At 61.1% G+C, this 15,850-nt stretch carries 15 protein-coding genes; 8 read left to right on the top strand and 7 right to left on the bottom strand.

The features are described from left to right. Both GSQ83_RS30340 and GSQ83_RS05875 read right to left on the bottom strand, forming a co-directional pair. On the bottom strand, positions 1-821 hold an 821-nt coding region (locus tag GSQ83_RS30340; protein ID WP_254065517.1), incomplete at its 3' end, for a PotD/PotF family extracellular solute-binding protein. Positions 822-847: 26 nt separating this feature from the next. Next, positions 848-1,834 carry an ABC transporter ATP-binding protein gene (locus GSQ83_RS05875; protein WP_158801948.1) on the bottom strand — a complete coding sequence of 329 codons (987 nt, stop codon included), beginning with the start codon at positions 1,832-1,834 and terminating at the stop codon, positions 848-850. 607 nt (positions 1,835-2,441) lie between these two features. On the opposite strand from GSQ83_RS05875, the gene GSQ83_RS05870 reads away from it, so the two are divergent. Further along, the gene (locus GSQ83_RS05870) at positions 2,442-2,732 is read left to right on the top strand and encodes a hypothetical protein (protein WP_158801947.1); all 291 of its coding nucleotides are present in this window, start codon (positions 2,442-2,444) and stop codon (positions 2,730-2,732) included. Positions 2,733-2,834: 102 nt separating this feature from the next. Here the strand turns inward: GSQ83_RS05870 and GSQ83_RS05865 are convergent, their stop codons facing one another. Next, entirely contained in the window at positions 2,835-4,136 is a 1,302-nt protein-coding gene (locus GSQ83_RS05865) for a porin (protein ID WP_158801946.1), read from the bottom strand. 1,129 nt (positions 4,137-5,265) lie between these two features. Here GSQ83_RS05865 and GSQ83_RS05860 point away from each other — a divergent pair. Together GSQ83_RS05860 and GSQ83_RS05855 are read left to right on the top strand one after the other, a co-directional pair. After that, positions 5,266-5,832, top strand: a complete 567-nt coding sequence (locus tag GSQ83_RS05860) for a VOC family protein (RefSeq protein ID WP_254065516.1) — start codon at positions 5,266-5,268, stop codon at positions 5,830-5,832. Between the two features lie 164 nt (positions 5,833-5,996). Continuing rightward, positions 5,997-6,374, top strand: coding sequence for a hypothetical protein (locus tag GSQ83_RS05855; protein WP_158801945.1), 378 nt, complete (start codon positions 5,997-5,999; stop codon positions 6,372-6,374). Here GSQ83_RS05855 and GSQ83_RS05850 read toward each other — a convergent pair. The 4 genes from GSQ83_RS05850 to GSQ83_RS05835 form a co-directional block, all read right to left on the bottom strand. Then, the gene (locus GSQ83_RS05850) at positions 6,366-7,859 is read right to left on the bottom strand and encodes an FAD-dependent monooxygenase (RefSeq protein WP_158801944.1); all 1,494 of its coding nucleotides are present in this window, start codon (positions 7,857-7,859) and stop codon (positions 6,366-6,368) included. The genes GSQ83_RS05855 and GSQ83_RS05850 overlap by 9 nt on opposite strands. A 174-nt stretch (positions 7,860-8,033) precedes the next feature. Continuing rightward, positions 8,034-8,858, bottom strand: a complete 825-nt coding sequence (locus GSQ83_RS05845; protein WP_158801943.1) for an alpha/beta fold hydrolase — start codon at positions 8,856-8,858, stop codon at positions 8,034-8,036. Between the two features lie 133 nt (positions 8,859-8,991). After that, positions 8,992-9,828 (bottom strand): LLM class F420-dependent oxidoreductase, encoded by an 837-nt coding sequence (locus GSQ83_RS05840; RefSeq protein ID WP_158801942.1) that lies wholly within the window; start codon positions 9,826-9,828, stop codon positions 8,992-8,994. 70 nt (positions 9,829-9,898) lie between these two features. Continuing rightward, a complete protein-coding gene (locus GSQ83_RS05835; protein ID WP_158801941.1) occupies positions 9,899-10,327 on the bottom strand; it encodes a TIGR03668 family PPOX class F420-dependent oxidoreductase in 429 nt (142 codons plus the stop codon). A 170-nt stretch (positions 10,328-10,497) separates the two neighbouring features. On the opposite strand from GSQ83_RS05835, the gene cls reads away from it, so the two are divergent. The 5 genes from cls (at position 10,498) to mmsB (ending at position 15,850) form a co-directional block, all read left to right on the top strand. Further along, on the top strand, positions 10,498-11,922 hold the full coding sequence (gene cls / locus GSQ83_RS05830; protein ID WP_158801940.1) for a cardiolipin synthase: 1,425 nt from the start codon (positions 10,498-10,500) through the stop codon (positions 11,920-11,922). Positions 11,923-12,056: 134 nt separating this feature from the next. Then, positions 12,057-12,713 (top strand): endonuclease/exonuclease/phosphatase family protein, encoded by a 657-nt coding sequence (locus GSQ83_RS05825; RefSeq protein WP_158801939.1) that lies wholly within the window; start codon positions 12,057-12,059, stop codon positions 12,711-12,713. Between the two features lie 54 nt (positions 12,714-12,767). Beyond that, on the top strand, positions 12,768-13,598 hold the full coding sequence (locus tag GSQ83_RS05820; protein WP_158801938.1) for a 3-keto-5-aminohexanoate cleavage protein: 831 nt from the start codon (positions 12,768-12,770) through the stop codon (positions 13,596-13,598). A 165-nt stretch (positions 13,599-13,763) separates the two neighbouring features. After that, entirely contained in the window at positions 13,764-14,906 is a 1,143-nt protein-coding gene (locus GSQ83_RS05815; protein WP_158801937.1) for an isobutyryl-CoA dehydrogenase, read from the top strand. Between the two features lie 44 nt (positions 14,907-14,950). After that, on the top strand, positions 14,951-15,850 hold the full coding sequence (mmsB, locus tag GSQ83_RS05810) for a 3-hydroxyisobutyrate dehydrogenase (protein WP_158801936.1): 900 nt from the start codon (positions 14,951-14,953) through the stop codon (positions 15,848-15,850).

Here is a 15,850-nt window from a genome sequence, read left to right as displayed (position 1 = left end):
CCCGAGGACATGAGATCGACGCTTTCCTCGAAGCTTTTCCAGAAAGCGCGGAACTGGCCGGATTTCTTCTGCTCGATGAGAAAGGCGATGGTCTTGTCGATTTCGGGCTTCGTCATATTGCCCTTATCGCCGTATTTCATCATTCCCAGGCTCTCGATGGTCATCGCCGCATCCATGATGCCGATCGAGGGGATGTTGATGATCGCGGCTTTGCCCTTGAAGGCAGGGTCGACGAGTTCCTTCCAATGCGTGATCGGCTTGCCGACGAGATCCGGCCGGATGCCAAGCGTATCGGCGTTGTAGATGGTGGGGATGAGCGTCATCCACTCGGTGGGAGCGGGCGCGAATTTGCGTGAAGTCGCGCCTTCGACATAGCTCACGCGACAGGGCGCGGTGCCCTGGCCGACCGAGGCGGTGGGCGTGACCTTGCCGGTCTTGAAGAGTGGCACGATCTCGTCGTAGTATTTGATTTTCTTGACGTCGAGCGGCTGCAACACGCCGGTCGGGAAGACCTTCTTCACCGTGAAATACTCGATATCCGCGATGTCGTAGCTATGCGGCTGAGTGACGGCGCGTTGGGCCGCGGCGTCGGTATCCATCGCCGTCATCGACAGCGTGATGCCGGTGTCCTTCTTGCAGCGATCGGCGATGGCGTTGAGGTTGGAAACGCCGGTGCCGAATTGGCGCAGCGTGATGTTCTTGATGTTTTGCGCCCAGATCGTCGGGAAGCCTGTGATCGCGCTGGAACCCAGGGCGGCGCCCGCAACGGCCGCAGTGCTCTTGAGTAGCGCGCGGCGCGGCAGTGTGGATTTTGTCGTCATACCGTCTCCTGTTGGTTTGTTCTTGATCAGGCTTGCAAGCGGTGCGAGTCCCGCGGCGCCCAGGCGAGGCGCGCGGCATTTCCGACGGAGAAGGGCTCCGCGAAGAACTTGTCATCGGGAAGCACGGCCACGATTTCCGCGCCGGCCGCTGTGGTCAGCGCGACCTTTACGGTGGCGCCGAGGTATTCGATGGACGAGACCTCGCCTGGAAGCCCGTCATTCGCTGTCATCGGCAGCAGGCGGCAGCGATCGGAACGCACAGCGATGGTGTTGCCGTCATGTTCAATGACGTTGTGGCCGCCCATGAACCGGGCAATGAAAGCGGTGGCCGGGGCGTCGAAGATCTCGCGGGGCGGCCCGGATTGCACGATGCGGCCGTGGTCCATGACGACCACGAGATCGGCCAGCGCCAGGGCCTCTTCTTGGCTATGCGTGACATGGATGAAACTGATGCCGAATTCCCGCTGCAACCGTTTCAGCTCGTCGCGCATATGGCCACGCAGGAACGGATCGAGCGCTGAGAGCGGCTCGTCCAATAGCAATACCTTCGGCCGCGTGATGAGTGCCCGGGCCAGCGCCACGCGCTGCTGCTGGCCGCCCGAGAGTTGGGCGGGCAGGCGGGTCGCATAGGCATCCATGCGGACCATTTCGAGCAAGGCGCGCGCCCGCTCGCGGCGTTCGGCCTTGCCGACGCGGCGCATCTTGAGGCCGAAGGCGACGTTGTCGAGGCAATTCAGATGGGGAAACAGGGCGTAGCTCTGGAACATCATGGCGGTGCCGCGCTTGACGGGCGGCAGGTCACCCACATTCGCGCCGCCGATAATGACGTCCCCGTCGCTGATGATTTCGTGCCCGGCGATCATTCGCAGCGTGCTGGTCTTGCCGCAGCCCGACGGGCCGAGCAGGCAGCAATAGGTGCCGCCCGGGATCTTGAGCGAGACGTCCGACACGGCGGCCGTCACGCCATAGCGTTTGGTGACGGATATGAGTTCGACGTCCGAGGCGGACTGCATGAATAGGCGTTTCCCGGTTCCGGATCATTGTGTTCGGCTCGGCGAAGCAAGCGGCAGCTAGTTTGCGATGCAAACACCGTGCCATGTCCGGGTGGAGGCCGGTTTGCAGGCGGTTTGGCCAGCCGCGAGGGCGGCCGGTGCCTACTCCCTGTTCCGGTGAGCTAGAGGGAGATTAAGCCCAGCATCCCCCGAGGTTTTGCTGCCCGCGGTGCGCCTCAGCGGTCTGGGGAGGCTCCGCATGTGGATCGGCCGGTCGGGTCGCAATTCGGCGATGCCGATCGCGGCGGAGGCGCGACGAACGGCGCCGTTAAGATGCGCGCACCGCATAGTGATGCAAACGAAACGGCTGCTTTCAAACTTCAGTGTATATGTCTCACCGCTCTGGCACGTAGCGTCACCGTGCCTGTCCGTGAGAACTTAGATATTGAGGTCACGGCGTCGGAGCTGGCGGCGAGTCGCTATGTTGCCCGCATCCGGGTTGGCGATCTCATAGGTGAGCATTGTAGAATTTGCCGAGGTTTCAAGCATGCCAACCAGAGATGTTGCGGTCGATTTCCCGAAATCCCGTGGACTAAGTCACATTCATGCAAGCGCTTCCAGCAGAGGCATGAATGCCGCTATCCCGGCGGATGCAGTCAGCGTAAAGGTCGCAAGCCTTGGCATTACCTCTTTGGCGGATTCACTTGTGGATACCGTCATCCACACCCTGCCGAGGCCAGGCGACCAGGGGACGCGGGAGCGGCCGCTCAACGAATCTCGCGAGAGCGCCGTGGCCGTCGTGGTGGCGGTACTGGAGAGGCTCGGCGGGACAACACGGAAGAAGGGTCTCCTACCGTTTCATCATGCCGTTTCTCAGCAGTTGCTGCAGATGGCGGGTGATTTGGCGGAACGCAAATAGCAAAAACGGGCTCCCTCAAGGAGCCCGCTGCGGCGGCGGCATCCTGCGCAGAAAGGCGGCGGCTACAAAATAGCCGCCGCCTTTGCTACATCATCGACCCCGTTACCATTGAATCTGAGAGCCAACTCCAAGCAACTGGGATTGCACGTAGTTGTGGTCGGTGCCGGCGTCACCTGTCGCGAAGTCAAATCCGCTCTGCTTGCGCCAGCCGTACAGATAGTCGACGAAGAGGTTCACGCCAGGCACCAAGGTATAGGTTCCGCCTGCCGCGACACCGGTATTTTGCTGCTGGCCGCTGGTCAGGCCATTTGCGTTGATCGTTGCGGTGCTGCCGGCATCGATCCCGCCGGGTAGATCGCCTGTCGTGTTGAAGCGGAAGAAGCTCGCGCCGAACACGGCCGGTCCCAGGGTGTATTGGGCGCCGGCAAGCCAGCCGGCCGCGTTACTGCCACCCTGAGGTTCAAGCTGGAAGGTATCGCCATCGACCTGATTGAATGCGCCATAGACGGAGTTGCCACCGATGGTGAGGCCCGCGTAGCTCAGCGTCAAACCTCCGGAGACGATATTAAGATTGTGGTAGTTGGTCGCCGTCGTGAAAGGCTGAGCGGCACCCGTAAAGTTGGCTTGGCCGGCCGATATGTAGTCCACACCAGCCTGGATGCCGACCGGACCGAATGTCTTCGTGTATTGTGCGCCGACATCGATCAGGTTGCGCGGCTGACCACCGACGATCGGCGTTGGTGAAGAGGTTACGACGGGGCCGACGTTCTCTGGCACATGATTGGGCTCGAAGCCGACACCGAATTGGAAGCCTTCGATACTGGGCGACAAGTAGACGATCTTGTTCGTGGTCTGGCTGAAGGCGGCGCCACTATCCGGGAAGGGATAGACCGGGTTGGCGGGGCCGGGAACGAGTCCCTCAATGTCGCCGTTCCAGCCACCATCATTGAAGCCTTCGAAGGTGCCGGTTTCGAAAATCACGGTCGGCCCGTTTTCCTGACCGAAGCTAACCTGACCGAGTTGCGGCAAACCAAGGTAGCCATAGGCCTGGAAGACGTAGAGCGTCTCGTTGTTGGCGCTTGTACTGGCGCCATTATTCGCGCCGTTGATGCGGATTTCAGCCGCGGCGCCGTAATGCAGGCCGTTGGCGGCAACGCCGTCGAAACCAGGATAAAGGCGCATATAGCCAAGGAACCCTGTCGTGCTCGTCTTGGTGCCGTCAGGAAGGCTATCGACTGACGACCCCTCGACGCCAGCATACCAATTGACACGCCCGTTCAACCGAACCGTGACAGTGCCGGGAGCCGCGCTTTCCGACGTGCTCTGCGCCAAGGCTGGGTTGAGGCTTGCAATGCCGGCAACACCGCTGACGGCAGCAGCGCAGGCCAAAAGTAATCTACGCATCGAGACCTCCTCGTTCCGCCGCAATTGATGTTCGCCACGAGCCGTCAAGGCTCCTCAACACGACTCGGCATAACGAGTTGATTAAGGCCGCTATCGCTTAGTCGCTTCACGCAACCGGGAGCAACAACACGAGCGGAATAGATTATGTTAGAAATGTGTATGAATGGTGCCGTTCAATATTTCGCGAGGACCGACCGTTTTGGCTTGTCTGGTATCTCTGGAAAGCATGTGTCCCAGACGGGAATGGATGCAAACTATTGTCAGGCTCCAGAAATAATCGGTTACGATTACTCTGTTAACGTGCTCAACGGATAGAGATTTCCCGTTGAAGGCGCAGGATAAAATCGAACAGGAAAAGCGTCGCTATGGCTGATGCTGTCTCCCTCGCCGGATGGCGATGGTTGCGATGCTACGATGCTGGTCTCGGAGACTATGCGTGCGATTTATGCGGAGCTGAGATTGGGGGCATTCTTCACCACGTGCGACATGACGATTATCCGGATGGCCTGTTAGTTGGTCCAAAGTGCGGCAGGATTGTGCTGGGCACGGAGGATGCGGATCTCGCTGAGGCGTCGGAGCGGGTTGCTCAAGAGCGAGCTTCCCGCCGGCGTCTGGTCAGAAATGAGCACATTAAAAAGCTTGCTTGGTCGTTCACGCTCAACGGGCACGAGACCGCGAAGCTTGGATCGACAAGGGTCGTCATCAGCCAGTCCGCGTCACGGGCCTGGGCCATAGCCGTGATTCAAGAACCGTCAGGCACCCTGACGATCCCGCGCGAAACCTATGATGCGAGAGAAGATGCCATGACGGCGGGGGCCATTCTTCTCGTCGACAAATGGATGTCTCACGAATATGGCGATCAGGGTGGCGCGGTCGCCAGTCTCCGGACCAAGATGAGTCATCTCGAACATATGCCGTCCGCCGATCGAGGCGTAGACGCCACAGGTTGGGCTTAATCCCTAGGCTCGGCGTTTAGCAGGCGTGGCGATGGCGCGGGCTGCCACGTGAATTCCGAACCTATGCCCGCCTCTCAGACCCACACTGTTCGACTGAACGGTCGATTGGAGTCGGGAGTGCGTCCGGAGCGACCGCTGCGGGCGCTTCACGCCGCGTGGCTCTGGCGGCTAGGATGCAGCAGACGCGAACCGACGAGGGGACGACCATGGGTTTACCCGGCATTCCTGGTCTGCGGGGCACAGACCACATCGGCTTTACCGTCCCCGATCTTGAGGAGGCGGTCGCCTTCTTTCGCGATGTCATCGGCTGCGAGGTGTTCTACTCGCTTGGCCCGCAAGGGGATGCCAAGGGCACCCGGATGCGCGACAAGCTCGGGGTCGATCCGCGGGCGCGCATCCGAGACATCCGTCTGGTGCGGTGTAAAAACGGGGCTAACTTCGAGATCTTCCAGTATGAGGTGGACGATCAAAGCCGAACCCAACCCCGGAATAGCGACATAGGCGGCCACCATCTCGCCTTCTACGTCGACGATATCGTCTCGGCCACCGCCTATCTGCGCGAGAAAGGCGTGCGCACCCTGGACGAGCCAGAATTCAAGACCGAAGGACCGAGTGGCGGCGAAGCCTGGGTTTATTTCCTTTCGCCCTGGGGAATGCAGATGGAGTTGGTGAGCTTTCCCCGGGGAAAGCGCTACGAGGCGGACTTCTCCGGCCGGCTCTGGGACCCGCGAGCCGATTGACGCCAGGGTAAACGATCGGGCCTCAAGATCCGCTGCTGCTGCGGCTTCTCGGCCCCAGGGCGCATCATCGCTTGTCGATGCGCCTGCCACGTGAACTAATCATGGCCGCCACCCGTAGCTCCGGAGCGATTGGACGGGGCGCGTTCAGTTCAGGAGGTTTGGTCATGCCTGGAAGGCCGCCCCGCATACCGAGTGATCCGAGGCAGTACCAGGAGGCGCTTTCGACCTTGGAGAATGAGGGAGGTGCCCTGTCCCACCCCATGCCTCAAACGGCGAGCCTGGGGGAGACCAAGGCCGAGACCTTGCCGCTCACGAATGTCGAACTGGTGCAACTTCGGATCCGGGTGATCGCGCTGGAGAATCTTGTGATCACTTTGCTTGCCGAAGCATCCGACCGCCAGCTCGCTCTTGCGCGCGAGATGGCGGCCTATATTTCGCCGAGGCCTGGGTTCACCCATCACCCCCTGACGATCACGGCCGCCGCGCATATGGTCGGCATGGTCGAGCGCGTTTCCCGTTTTCGCGGCGGCGAGTCAACGTAGCGGCGACGATACCAGCTCCGCGAGGTAGGCCCCGGCTTCTTTCCAATCGGCTTCACCGGCGGATAGCCCGATATAGCAATCAGGCCGGACGATGAGGATGAGTTTCGGGTCCGGTGGTATCCGAACCGTGGCTTCCAGTAAGTCGGGATAACGCTCGGTTAGCGCCGCACCCTTTTCCCTATCGGCGGCGAACAAGACAAAGCGTGGAGTGTCGCCGGTGCCGGGCGCCGGCCCATCATAGACTGCTGGGTCGAGCCGAGAGCCCGCTGCGAATTCGTTCCCCGCATGCCACGTTTTCGTGGAAAGCGGACTATTCTCGTAGGCAATCTCGATTTCCGTCATCGTCACGGCAAGCTTGTCCCGGACGCCGTGGAACCCGAATACGAAGCGCAGCACGGCGTTGCGGATAGCTTGAGCCGCGGGGTTATGAAGCGTCGCCATTTCGGTCAGACGGGTTGCATTACGCAGTACCATCTCACCCACCGCATTGCGCTCGGGGCTGTAGCTGTTGAGCAGGGCAGGGGACGCGGCCCCTTTCATCACCATTGCGAGCTTCCAGGATAGGTTGATCGCGTCTTGCATTCCCGTGTTCATGCCCTGGCCGCCAGCGGGGCTGTGGATATGCGCGGCGTCGCCTGCCAGGAATATGCGTCCTTGACTGTAGTGGGTGACCTTCCGCTCGTTGACGAGGAAGTTGGAAAGCCAGACGGGATCGAAGGCCCGAAAGCCGCCGCCGGCGCGCTGGTCGCAGAGACGCTGGATATCCTCGAGCGTCGGGTCTGGCCTTGGGTGGCGGGGGTCCGACTTGCCGACTGTCGCCACAACGCGGGCGCGGCCGCCTGGGATCGGGAAAATTGTGAGGACACCGTCGCGGTGCAGGTAGACGGCGATCTCGTCAGTGGGTGGGGAGCCGGGCCCGTCGAGACGAACGTCGCCGAGGACCCAGTCGTCGCCCTGAGGCTGCCCGCTAAATGCGATGCCTGCGCCGTGTCGGACGGCGCTGTGAGCACCATCGCAGCCGATCAGCCACGACACCTTAACGGTCTCATCGCTTCCGTCCGCATGTCGGACATGGGCTTCGACCGCGCTTGCCTCTTCCGAAAATCCGACCAGTTCCAGCTCGCGCTCGACCTCGACGCCGAGGGTGGCGAGATGCGCGCCCATTAGCCGCTCGGTATCCCGCTGCGGAATCATCAGGGCATAATTGTAGTGGCTGGCGACATCATCGAGACGCGTTTGTCCGAGCAAGCTTCCGCCGCTGCGGATTGAGGCGCCGTGGGCTCGAAAACCCGCTTCCAGGAAGTGCGGCGTGCATCCCATGCGGTCGATCAATTCGAGCGTTCTGCTCCACAGGACCAGCGCCTTCGAGGTCTCGGTGGGGTGGGATGCCTTGTCGATGATCCTGACCCCGACGCCGTAGCGGGCAAGCTCCGCCGCCATGGTAAGGCCGACCGGTCCGGCGCCAACGACGAGAACGTCAGCCATTTAATGTCTCCCCTTTTAAATTCAGCAATCGGGGCAGAGGTATTAGGTGGAGGCACCCAAGCGGCAACCTCCACCAGATCCGACTGCAAGTGTCACACGAGAACTGGCCGAAGAGGGAAAATCAATCGATCTGGTTATCGTTAGTAGTCGAATCTGCGGCGCAGATCGGTGGGCTCAGCTTTTGAGGAACGCCAGTAGATCGGCGTTGATCGTTTCCGCTTCGGTCGTGGGCATGCCATGCGGGAAGCCCTTATAGGTCTTCAGCGTTCCGTTCTTCAGAAGTTTGGCGGTCAAAGGCCCCGCCGCGGCATAAGGCACGATCTGGTCGTCCTCGCTGTGCATAACCAATACCGGGATGGTGATCTTCTTGAGATCTTCGGTGAAATCGGTCTGGGAAAAGGCGACGATGCCATCATAATGCGCCTTGGCTCCGCCGGTCATGCCTTGGCGCCACCAATTCTGGACGACGGCCTCAGAGGTCTTCGCGCCCGGCCGGTTGTAGCCGTAGAAAGGCCCTACCGGCAGATCACGATAGAATTGGGAGCGATTGGCGGCGAGTTGTGCCTGCAGGCCGTCAAACACTTCCTTCGGCAGGCCGAGTGGACTGGCCGGCGTCTTTACCATCAGCGGGGGCACGGCGCTGATGAGCGCTGCCTTGACCGTCCGGCTTTCACCGTGCCGTCCCAGATAGCGCGCCACCTCGCCGCCGCCGGTGGAATGGCCGACATGGATGGCGTTCTTCAGATCAAGATGGGTCGTCAGTGCCGCCAGATCATCGGCGTAGTGGTCCATATCGTGGCCGTCAGCGGTTTGGGTCGAGCGACCATGGCCGCGGCGATCATGGGCGATGACGCGATAGCCTTGATGCAGGAAAAACAGCAGCTGGGCGTCCCAATCATCGGCCGATAGCGGCCAGCCATGACTGAACACGATCGGCTGGCCCGAACCCCAGTCCTTGTAGAAGATTTCCGTGCCGTCCTTAGTGGTGATGCTGGGCATGTGAACTCCTGTCAAAGCATGGTTGCCGTAGAAACTAGAGCACGTTGGAGCGATCGTCGCCGATGACTTTCTCGCAGCGATTTTCTCGTAAGCGTAAAGCGTGCTTTCGCGGTCGCCCGCGCGAGCGGTTTGCTCAGGCGGCAAGCGGCGCGTTTTTGTCGAGAATCCGGAGGATTTCGTCACGGCTTTGATCGGGCACTTCAAGTAGCGCTCGCTGGATACCCGCATCACGATAGGCGGCAAGTGTCGCCGGGTCACTCGGTGCGCGAAATACCGTGGTCGACAATGTCGAGAAATCTCGGTCGGCCGCTAGTGCAGCTTTGCGTAGGCGCTCGACGGCTTTGTGCGGATCGAAATCGTCCCCAGCGCGCGGAAACCAGCCATCGCAGTATTCTACAATTCGCTTCAGCGTGTGATCGGTTTCCCCGCCCAGAAGGATTGGTGGATGCGGGCGCTGCTGCGGTTTTGGGTAACTCCAGATTGGATCGAAGTTCACCATCTCGCCGTGATAGGATGCCTCTTCCTGTGTCCATATCGCCTTCATGGCGAGAACGCGTTCCCGCATGAGCTTGAAGCGCGTGTCGTAGCGGGCGCCATGATTCTCCATCTCGTCGACATTCCAGCCGCCACCAATTCCAAAGATGAAGCGCCCATTGGAAAACCGGTCGAGGCTGGCTATGGTTTTGGCAAGGACGATAGGGTCGTGCTGCGGCACCAAACAGACGCCGGTGCCGAGTAGGAGCTTCGTAGTGGCGGCCGCGGCAAAAGACAGGGCGATAAATGGATCATGCGTATGTATGTAGCGCTTGGGAATATCTCCGCCGCCAGGGAACGGCGTGCGGCGGCTGACCGGAATGTGTGTATGCTCGCATAGGAACAAAGATTCGTAGCCGCGTATTTCGAGCGCCTGCGCCAACTCTATTATATCGATACCGTAATCGGTGGGGAAATAGAAAACACCGACGCGCATCGTGGTTTCCTCCTTGTGAGAAGCCTCAGTATGGCTGGCCTAGCGCCTCCTGGCTATACGCGGATCGGAACTAGGCGGTCGAGGACAAGTCGCCCCACTGCGTCACCCGCTCGATCCGGACGGCGATGACCGGGAGATGTTCAATTCGCATCGGGCCGAGCTGCGGATATCTGCGTCGGAGCAGCGCCTGCGCGTCGTCGTGTTCCACTCCATGGTTCAAAATTTCCGCCTGGCCGCGCATCATGATCCAGGCGAGGTGACTCCAGGTCTCGTCATAGCGATCGACGACGATGGCGACCGTTGGGTTTTCAGCGATGTTGCGCAGACGTTTCACGGGTCTGTCGTTCCGCTTCGGCTTCTCGTCTATGGTGATGTACAAGCTGGCGCCAGCCACCGCAAAGCATACGGGAACAACATGCGGCGCTCCGTCGCGGTCGGCCGTCGCGAGACGCCCGACGGGATGAGCGGCCAGGAAGCGCAGTTGGCTCGCCGACAACATGGCTACGCCTCCAGAAGAACGCCGAATTTAGCGCGAACGCGTGCTCATGCCAATTAAGTTAAGATTCCAGGTTAGGAACAGGTCAAAATAGGCTAGGTTTAATCGTTCGACACGCAATAGCCTTCCCGCTAAGCTTCCAGGCTTAGCTGCGATAAGAGCTTGCCGCGCTTATGGACGAAATCTGGCTCCTATTGCTCCATGTCCGCGCCGATGTGACCCTGGCGGTCGGCTCGCTGATCACCGTCATCGTCACGCTCCATATTTTGCTGCGAAAGCGAGAGGTGGCGTCAGCGGTCGGATGGATCGGGCTTGTCTGGTTCGCGCCATTCCTCGGCGCCATCACCTATTTGATGTTTGGCATCAACCGCGTGAAGCGTCGCGCTCGTCAGGCGCGTCCGCAGGACGATAGCCCCGACGATCAGCCCTCGCACGCGCTTGTGGGCGCTGGCAGCAATCTGGCCCCTTTGGAGCGTGGCATTGGACGCATTACCGGTCGCCCATTGATGGCGGGAACCACAACATCGATCTATCATGACGGTGATGAGGCCTATCCCCTGATGCTGGCGGCAATCGATGCGGCAAAACGCAGCGTGAGCATGTCATCTTATATCTTCCGCGACGATCTCTGGGGCGGGCGATTCATCGAAGCCCTGGTTGCAGCCAAGCGGCGCGGTGTCACGGTTCGCGTGCTGATCGATGGAATCGGAGGCGGCTGGCTGTTGTCGCGCGCCTATCATCGGCTGCGACGCGCAGGTGTGACGTCGGCCCGGTTTATGCATTCGCTGCTGCCCTGGCGGATGCCATTCATCAACCTGCGCTCGCACAAAAAGATACTTGTTGTCGATGGGTCAGTGGGGTTCACGGGCGGGTTGAATGTGGGGGACGAGAACGTTCTTGCTACTCATCCGAAGGCACCGGTGCAGGATCTGCATTTCCGGTTCGAGGGGCCGATTGTCTCGCAGCTTGCCGATGCCTTCGTACGAGACTGGGCTTTCGTCGCGAATGAGGTTCTGGACGAGGGTGACCTCTCGCCGGGCATGCCTCAGTCCGAAGGATCATTGGCTCGGGTCATTGATTCCGGGCCGGATGAGGACCTCGAAAAGGTAGAGTTCGCGGTGCTTCAGGCGGTCGCCTGTGCCCATGAAAGCATTGCCGTAATGAGCCCGTATTTTCTGCCGGACGAGGCGCTCATTACAGCCTTGGTTCTCGCCGCGATGCGCGGGGTGGAGATAGACATTGTCATTCCGGAAAAGAGCAACCACGCGTTGGTGGACTGGGGGACGCGCGCGAATGTCGGGCCGCTACTGACTGAAGGGGTACGCATCTGGCAGAGCCCGTCACCGTTTCACCACTCCAAGGTCATGGTCGTCGATAAGCAGTGGTGTCTGATCGGTAGCTGCAATTGGGACATCCGTTCATTTCGGCTGAACTTCGAACTCTGTGTTGAAGTCTATGATCGGGGTCTGGCGAAGTTGCTCAGCACCGGTATGTTGGGGTGCCGTGGCAAGCCGCTCATGGAGGCGGATTTGGCTGCCCGTTCATTGCTCGTGCAGATCCGAGATGCCGGTGCGCGACTGATGTTGCCGTATCTGTGAGCGGAATCTATAAGTCTCCGCCGCTCGTGACCCTGGGGCGGCTGCCTGGCTCAATCGCATTCTTTCGTCGAGAGGACAGCCTACGGAAACGCTGGCTGTTGCAAACCGCTGACTAATCCCATTTGGTGCAAGTAATGATCAAGCTCATCAGCTGGAACTTGCTCCGCCTCACCGGAGCCTCGCTCGACGATGTTGTTCGGCTGATCCAGCGGGAGCAGCCGGACGTTTTGCTGATGCAGGAAGCCACTGAACAGATGGATGGGCTGGTGGCGAGGGTCGGCGGCCAGTATCTGCGCAGCCCGATGCCGGGCCGCCCGCATGGTCTCGCGGTGTGGAGCGCTTTGCCACTCCTTCGCCGGCCTAGAGTGCTGAAACTTCCATCAGGCGCAATATTCGAGCGCGTTAGCCAAATCATCGAGCTTGGAGACTTCGCCGTCGCGAATGTGCACCTTTCGCACGGGCAGGTTCTCAATCGCCGGCAGCTTCGTTCCATCGCGAAGATTCTTCCCTTTCGGGCGGCGCTGGTGGGTGATTACAATCTTATTGGCCCGGCATTACTGCCCGATTTCCGTGACGTCGGTCCTCGCGAGCCGACGCATATGGCGGGCGACATGGTGCCTGTGCGGCTCGATCGCTGTCTTGTGCGGGGCCTCGCGTGTTCGGAAGCCAGGGCTCTCTTGAAAGGAACCTCGGACCATCGTCCGATCGTGGTCAAGCTGAAGCTTGCCGCGGATCTGCATGCGACAGCGGCGGATAGCGGCGTTTGGCGCCTCGCTCGCTCGGTTCCATAATACCTGCAAGGGTGGCGCGCCCGACGCGGCGCTCCGAGCTGGAGAGGAGACCTTATGAAGCCCGTCGTCATAGCCGTTGCCATTACAGGCTCGGTGCCGCGTAAGAAGGACAATCCGGCGATTCCCACAACTCCTGCGGAGCAGGTCGAAAGCACTCACGAGGCCTTCGAGGCTGGCGCCTCCCTAGTTCACATCCACGTCCGCAATCCCGACGAGAGCTCATCCAGCGATCCGGCACTCTTCGCCCAGGTGCAGGAAGGTGTGCGCAAGCACTGCCCGGGCATGATCGTGCAGTTCTCGACGGGCGGCCGGGGCCGTGATCCTGCGGCGCGCGGTAATGCGCTGGAATTGAGGCCGGACATGGCTTCGCTTTCGACCGGCTCGGTCAACTTCCCAACGATCGTGTATGAGAACTCGGCCACGCTGGTTGCCGATCTGGCGACCAAGATGAAGACCTTTGGCGTGCGGCCGGAGATCGAGATCTTCGATCTTAGCCACCTGCATGGAGCCAAGCGCCTGGTCGAGGCGGGACTCATGGATGAGCGACCGCATGTGCAAATCGTCATGGGCGTGAAGAACGCCTTGCCGGCGGAGGAGCATTTGCTGGACCTCATGCTCGGTGAGTTGCGGCGGGTGCTGCCCAAAGCGACTTGGACGGCCGCCGGCATCGGCGTGAACCAGAAACATGTCATGGACTGGGTGCTGGCACGCGGCGGCGACGGTGTGCGCACGGGGCTGGAAGACAATATCCGGATCAGCCGCGAGCGCTTGGCCACGAGCAATGCCGAGTTGGTCAGGCACGCTGTCGAGGCCATCGCGCGCTCCGGCTCCCGTCCAGCGACGGCCGCCGAGGCGCGCTCAGCCCTGGGGCTCGCTGGCGCTTAGGTCCGAATCGCGCTTGGCGACGCTCTGGCGGTAAAAGCTAACGCGCGATTGACATAACTGGGCCGTTCGCGCGCGACCAGCATGCCGCCCGTGGCTTCCTCTCGGATGTGCCTATGGGCATGGTGAGCGGCGCGCTGAGGATGCGGCAGGGTGCGGGGTGTCACTATGGACTTTCTCCCGACCGAGGAGCAGGCGGCCATCCGCGAGATGGCGCTTGGCTTCGCAACCAAGGAACTGGCGCCCTTTGCCGTCGAGTGGGATCAGACAAAGCATTTCCCGGTCGATACCCTTCGGAAGGCCGGGGCGCTTGGGTTTGGCGGTATCTATGTCCGCGACGATTTCGGCGGGTCTGGCCTTAGCCGGCTGGACGCAACTCTAATCTTCGAGGCACTCGCTACCGGCTGCCCGGCGATCGCTGCCTATGTCTCCATCCAGAATATGTGCGCTTGGATGATCGACCAATTCGGCTCGGAGGCGCAGCGGCGGCAGTGGCTTCCAGGCCTTACGGCGATGGAGCTTTTGGCGAGCTACTGCCTGACGGAGCCAGGTGCCGGTTCGGACGCGGCGGCCTTGAGGAGCCGGGCTGTATTGGACGGCGAGCACTATGTGTTGGACGGGCAGAAGCAGTTCATCTCCGGCGCCGGCACCAGCGACGTCTATATCGTGATGGCGCGGACGGGTGCGGATGGGCCACGCGGCATCTCGGCTCTCATCGTCGAGAAGGACACGCCCGGTCTCTCGTTCGGTGTCAACGAGAAGAAGATGGGCTGGAACGCCCAGCCGACTCGCGCGGTGATTCTGGAGGGTGTTCGGGTGCCGGTGGCCAATAGATTGGGCGCCGAGGGCAAAGGCTTCGGCATCGCCATGGCTGGGCTGGACGGCGGCCGTCTCAACATCGCGGCTTGTTCGCTCGGCGGTGCTAAAGCGGCGTTAGAGCGGTCGATTGCCTATATGGCGGAGCGGAAAGCCTTTGGGCAGGCTCTGGTCGAGTTCCAGGCTCTACAGTTCCGGCTGGCCGATATGGCGACTGAACTCGAGGCCGCACGCACCTTCCTCTGGCGCGCGGCGGCCGCGCTTGATGCGAAGGCACCCGACGCGACTAAGCTCTGCGCCATGGCGAAGCGTTTTGTCACCGACATCAGCTTCGATGTGGCGAATCAGGCGCTGCAGTTGCATGGCGGATACGGGTATCTCAGCGACTACGGCATCGAGAAGATCGTGCGTGACCTGCGGGTTCATCAGATACTCGAGGGAACCAATGAGATCATGCAGGTGATCGTGGCGCGGTCGCTGCTCGGCCACGGCTGAACGGCCAAGGCGAAGCCTGCGCGCTCGACGAGGGAGGAGACGGCATGGCCACGACGATCGGTTTCATTGGTCTGGGCAATATGGGCGGCCCCATGGCGGCCAACCTCGTAAAGGCTGGGTACGAGGTGGCGGGCTTCGATCTTGCGCCCGCGTGCTGCGCCGCAGCGCAAGCTCAGGGCATCCGGATTGTCGCAACGGTGGCCAATGCCGTGGCCGATGCTGAGGCTGTCGTCACCATGCTGCCCGCGGGGCAGCATGTGATCACCGTTTGGACCGCGCTCGCCGATTTGGTGAAGTCCAGCACGCTCCTGATCGATTGCTCGACGATCGATGTGGCAAGCGCGCGCAAGGCACATGGCATTCTCGCCGGGAAGGAATGCCTGACGCTGGACGCCCCCGTTTCGGGTGGAACCGGTGGGGCCAAGGCCGGCACGCTGACCTTCATGGCCGGAGGGTCGGCTGAGGCTTGCGCAAAGGCGGAACCTATCCTCCGGAGCATGGGCAAGCGTATCGTGCGTTGTGGTGAGGCCGGGGCGGGGCAGGCCGCCAAGATCTGCAACAACATGATCCTCGGCGTGTCCATGGCTGGGGTCTGCGAGGCCTTCGTGCTGGCGGAGCAACTTGGCCTGTCCCATCAGGCGCTATTCGAGGTTGCGTCCACATCCTCGGGCCAATGCTGGGCGCTGACCACGAATTGCCCCGTGCCCGGTCCGGTGCCGAACTCGCCGGCTAATAACGACTTCAAGCCGGGCTTCTCTGCCGCGCTGATGCTGAAGGACCTGAAACTTGCCCAGGAGGCATCGCTTTCGAGTGGTGCCTCCACGCCGCTGGGCGCCCAGGCCGCGCAGCTTTATGGGTTGTTCGAGAAGCTGGGGCATGGCGGGGAGGATTTCTCCGCAATCATTCACCTCCTGCGTGGCCAGCTTTCGGAAAAGAGGAACTGA

This window comes from Acidisoma sp. L85, assembly GCF_009765865.1.
GTDB lineage: Bacteria > Pseudomonadota > Alphaproteobacteria > Acetobacterales > Acetobacteraceae > Acidisoma.
The sequence above is the reverse complement of the archived record's forward strand: the minus strand, read 5'-3'. Positions and strand labels throughout refer to the sequence as shown.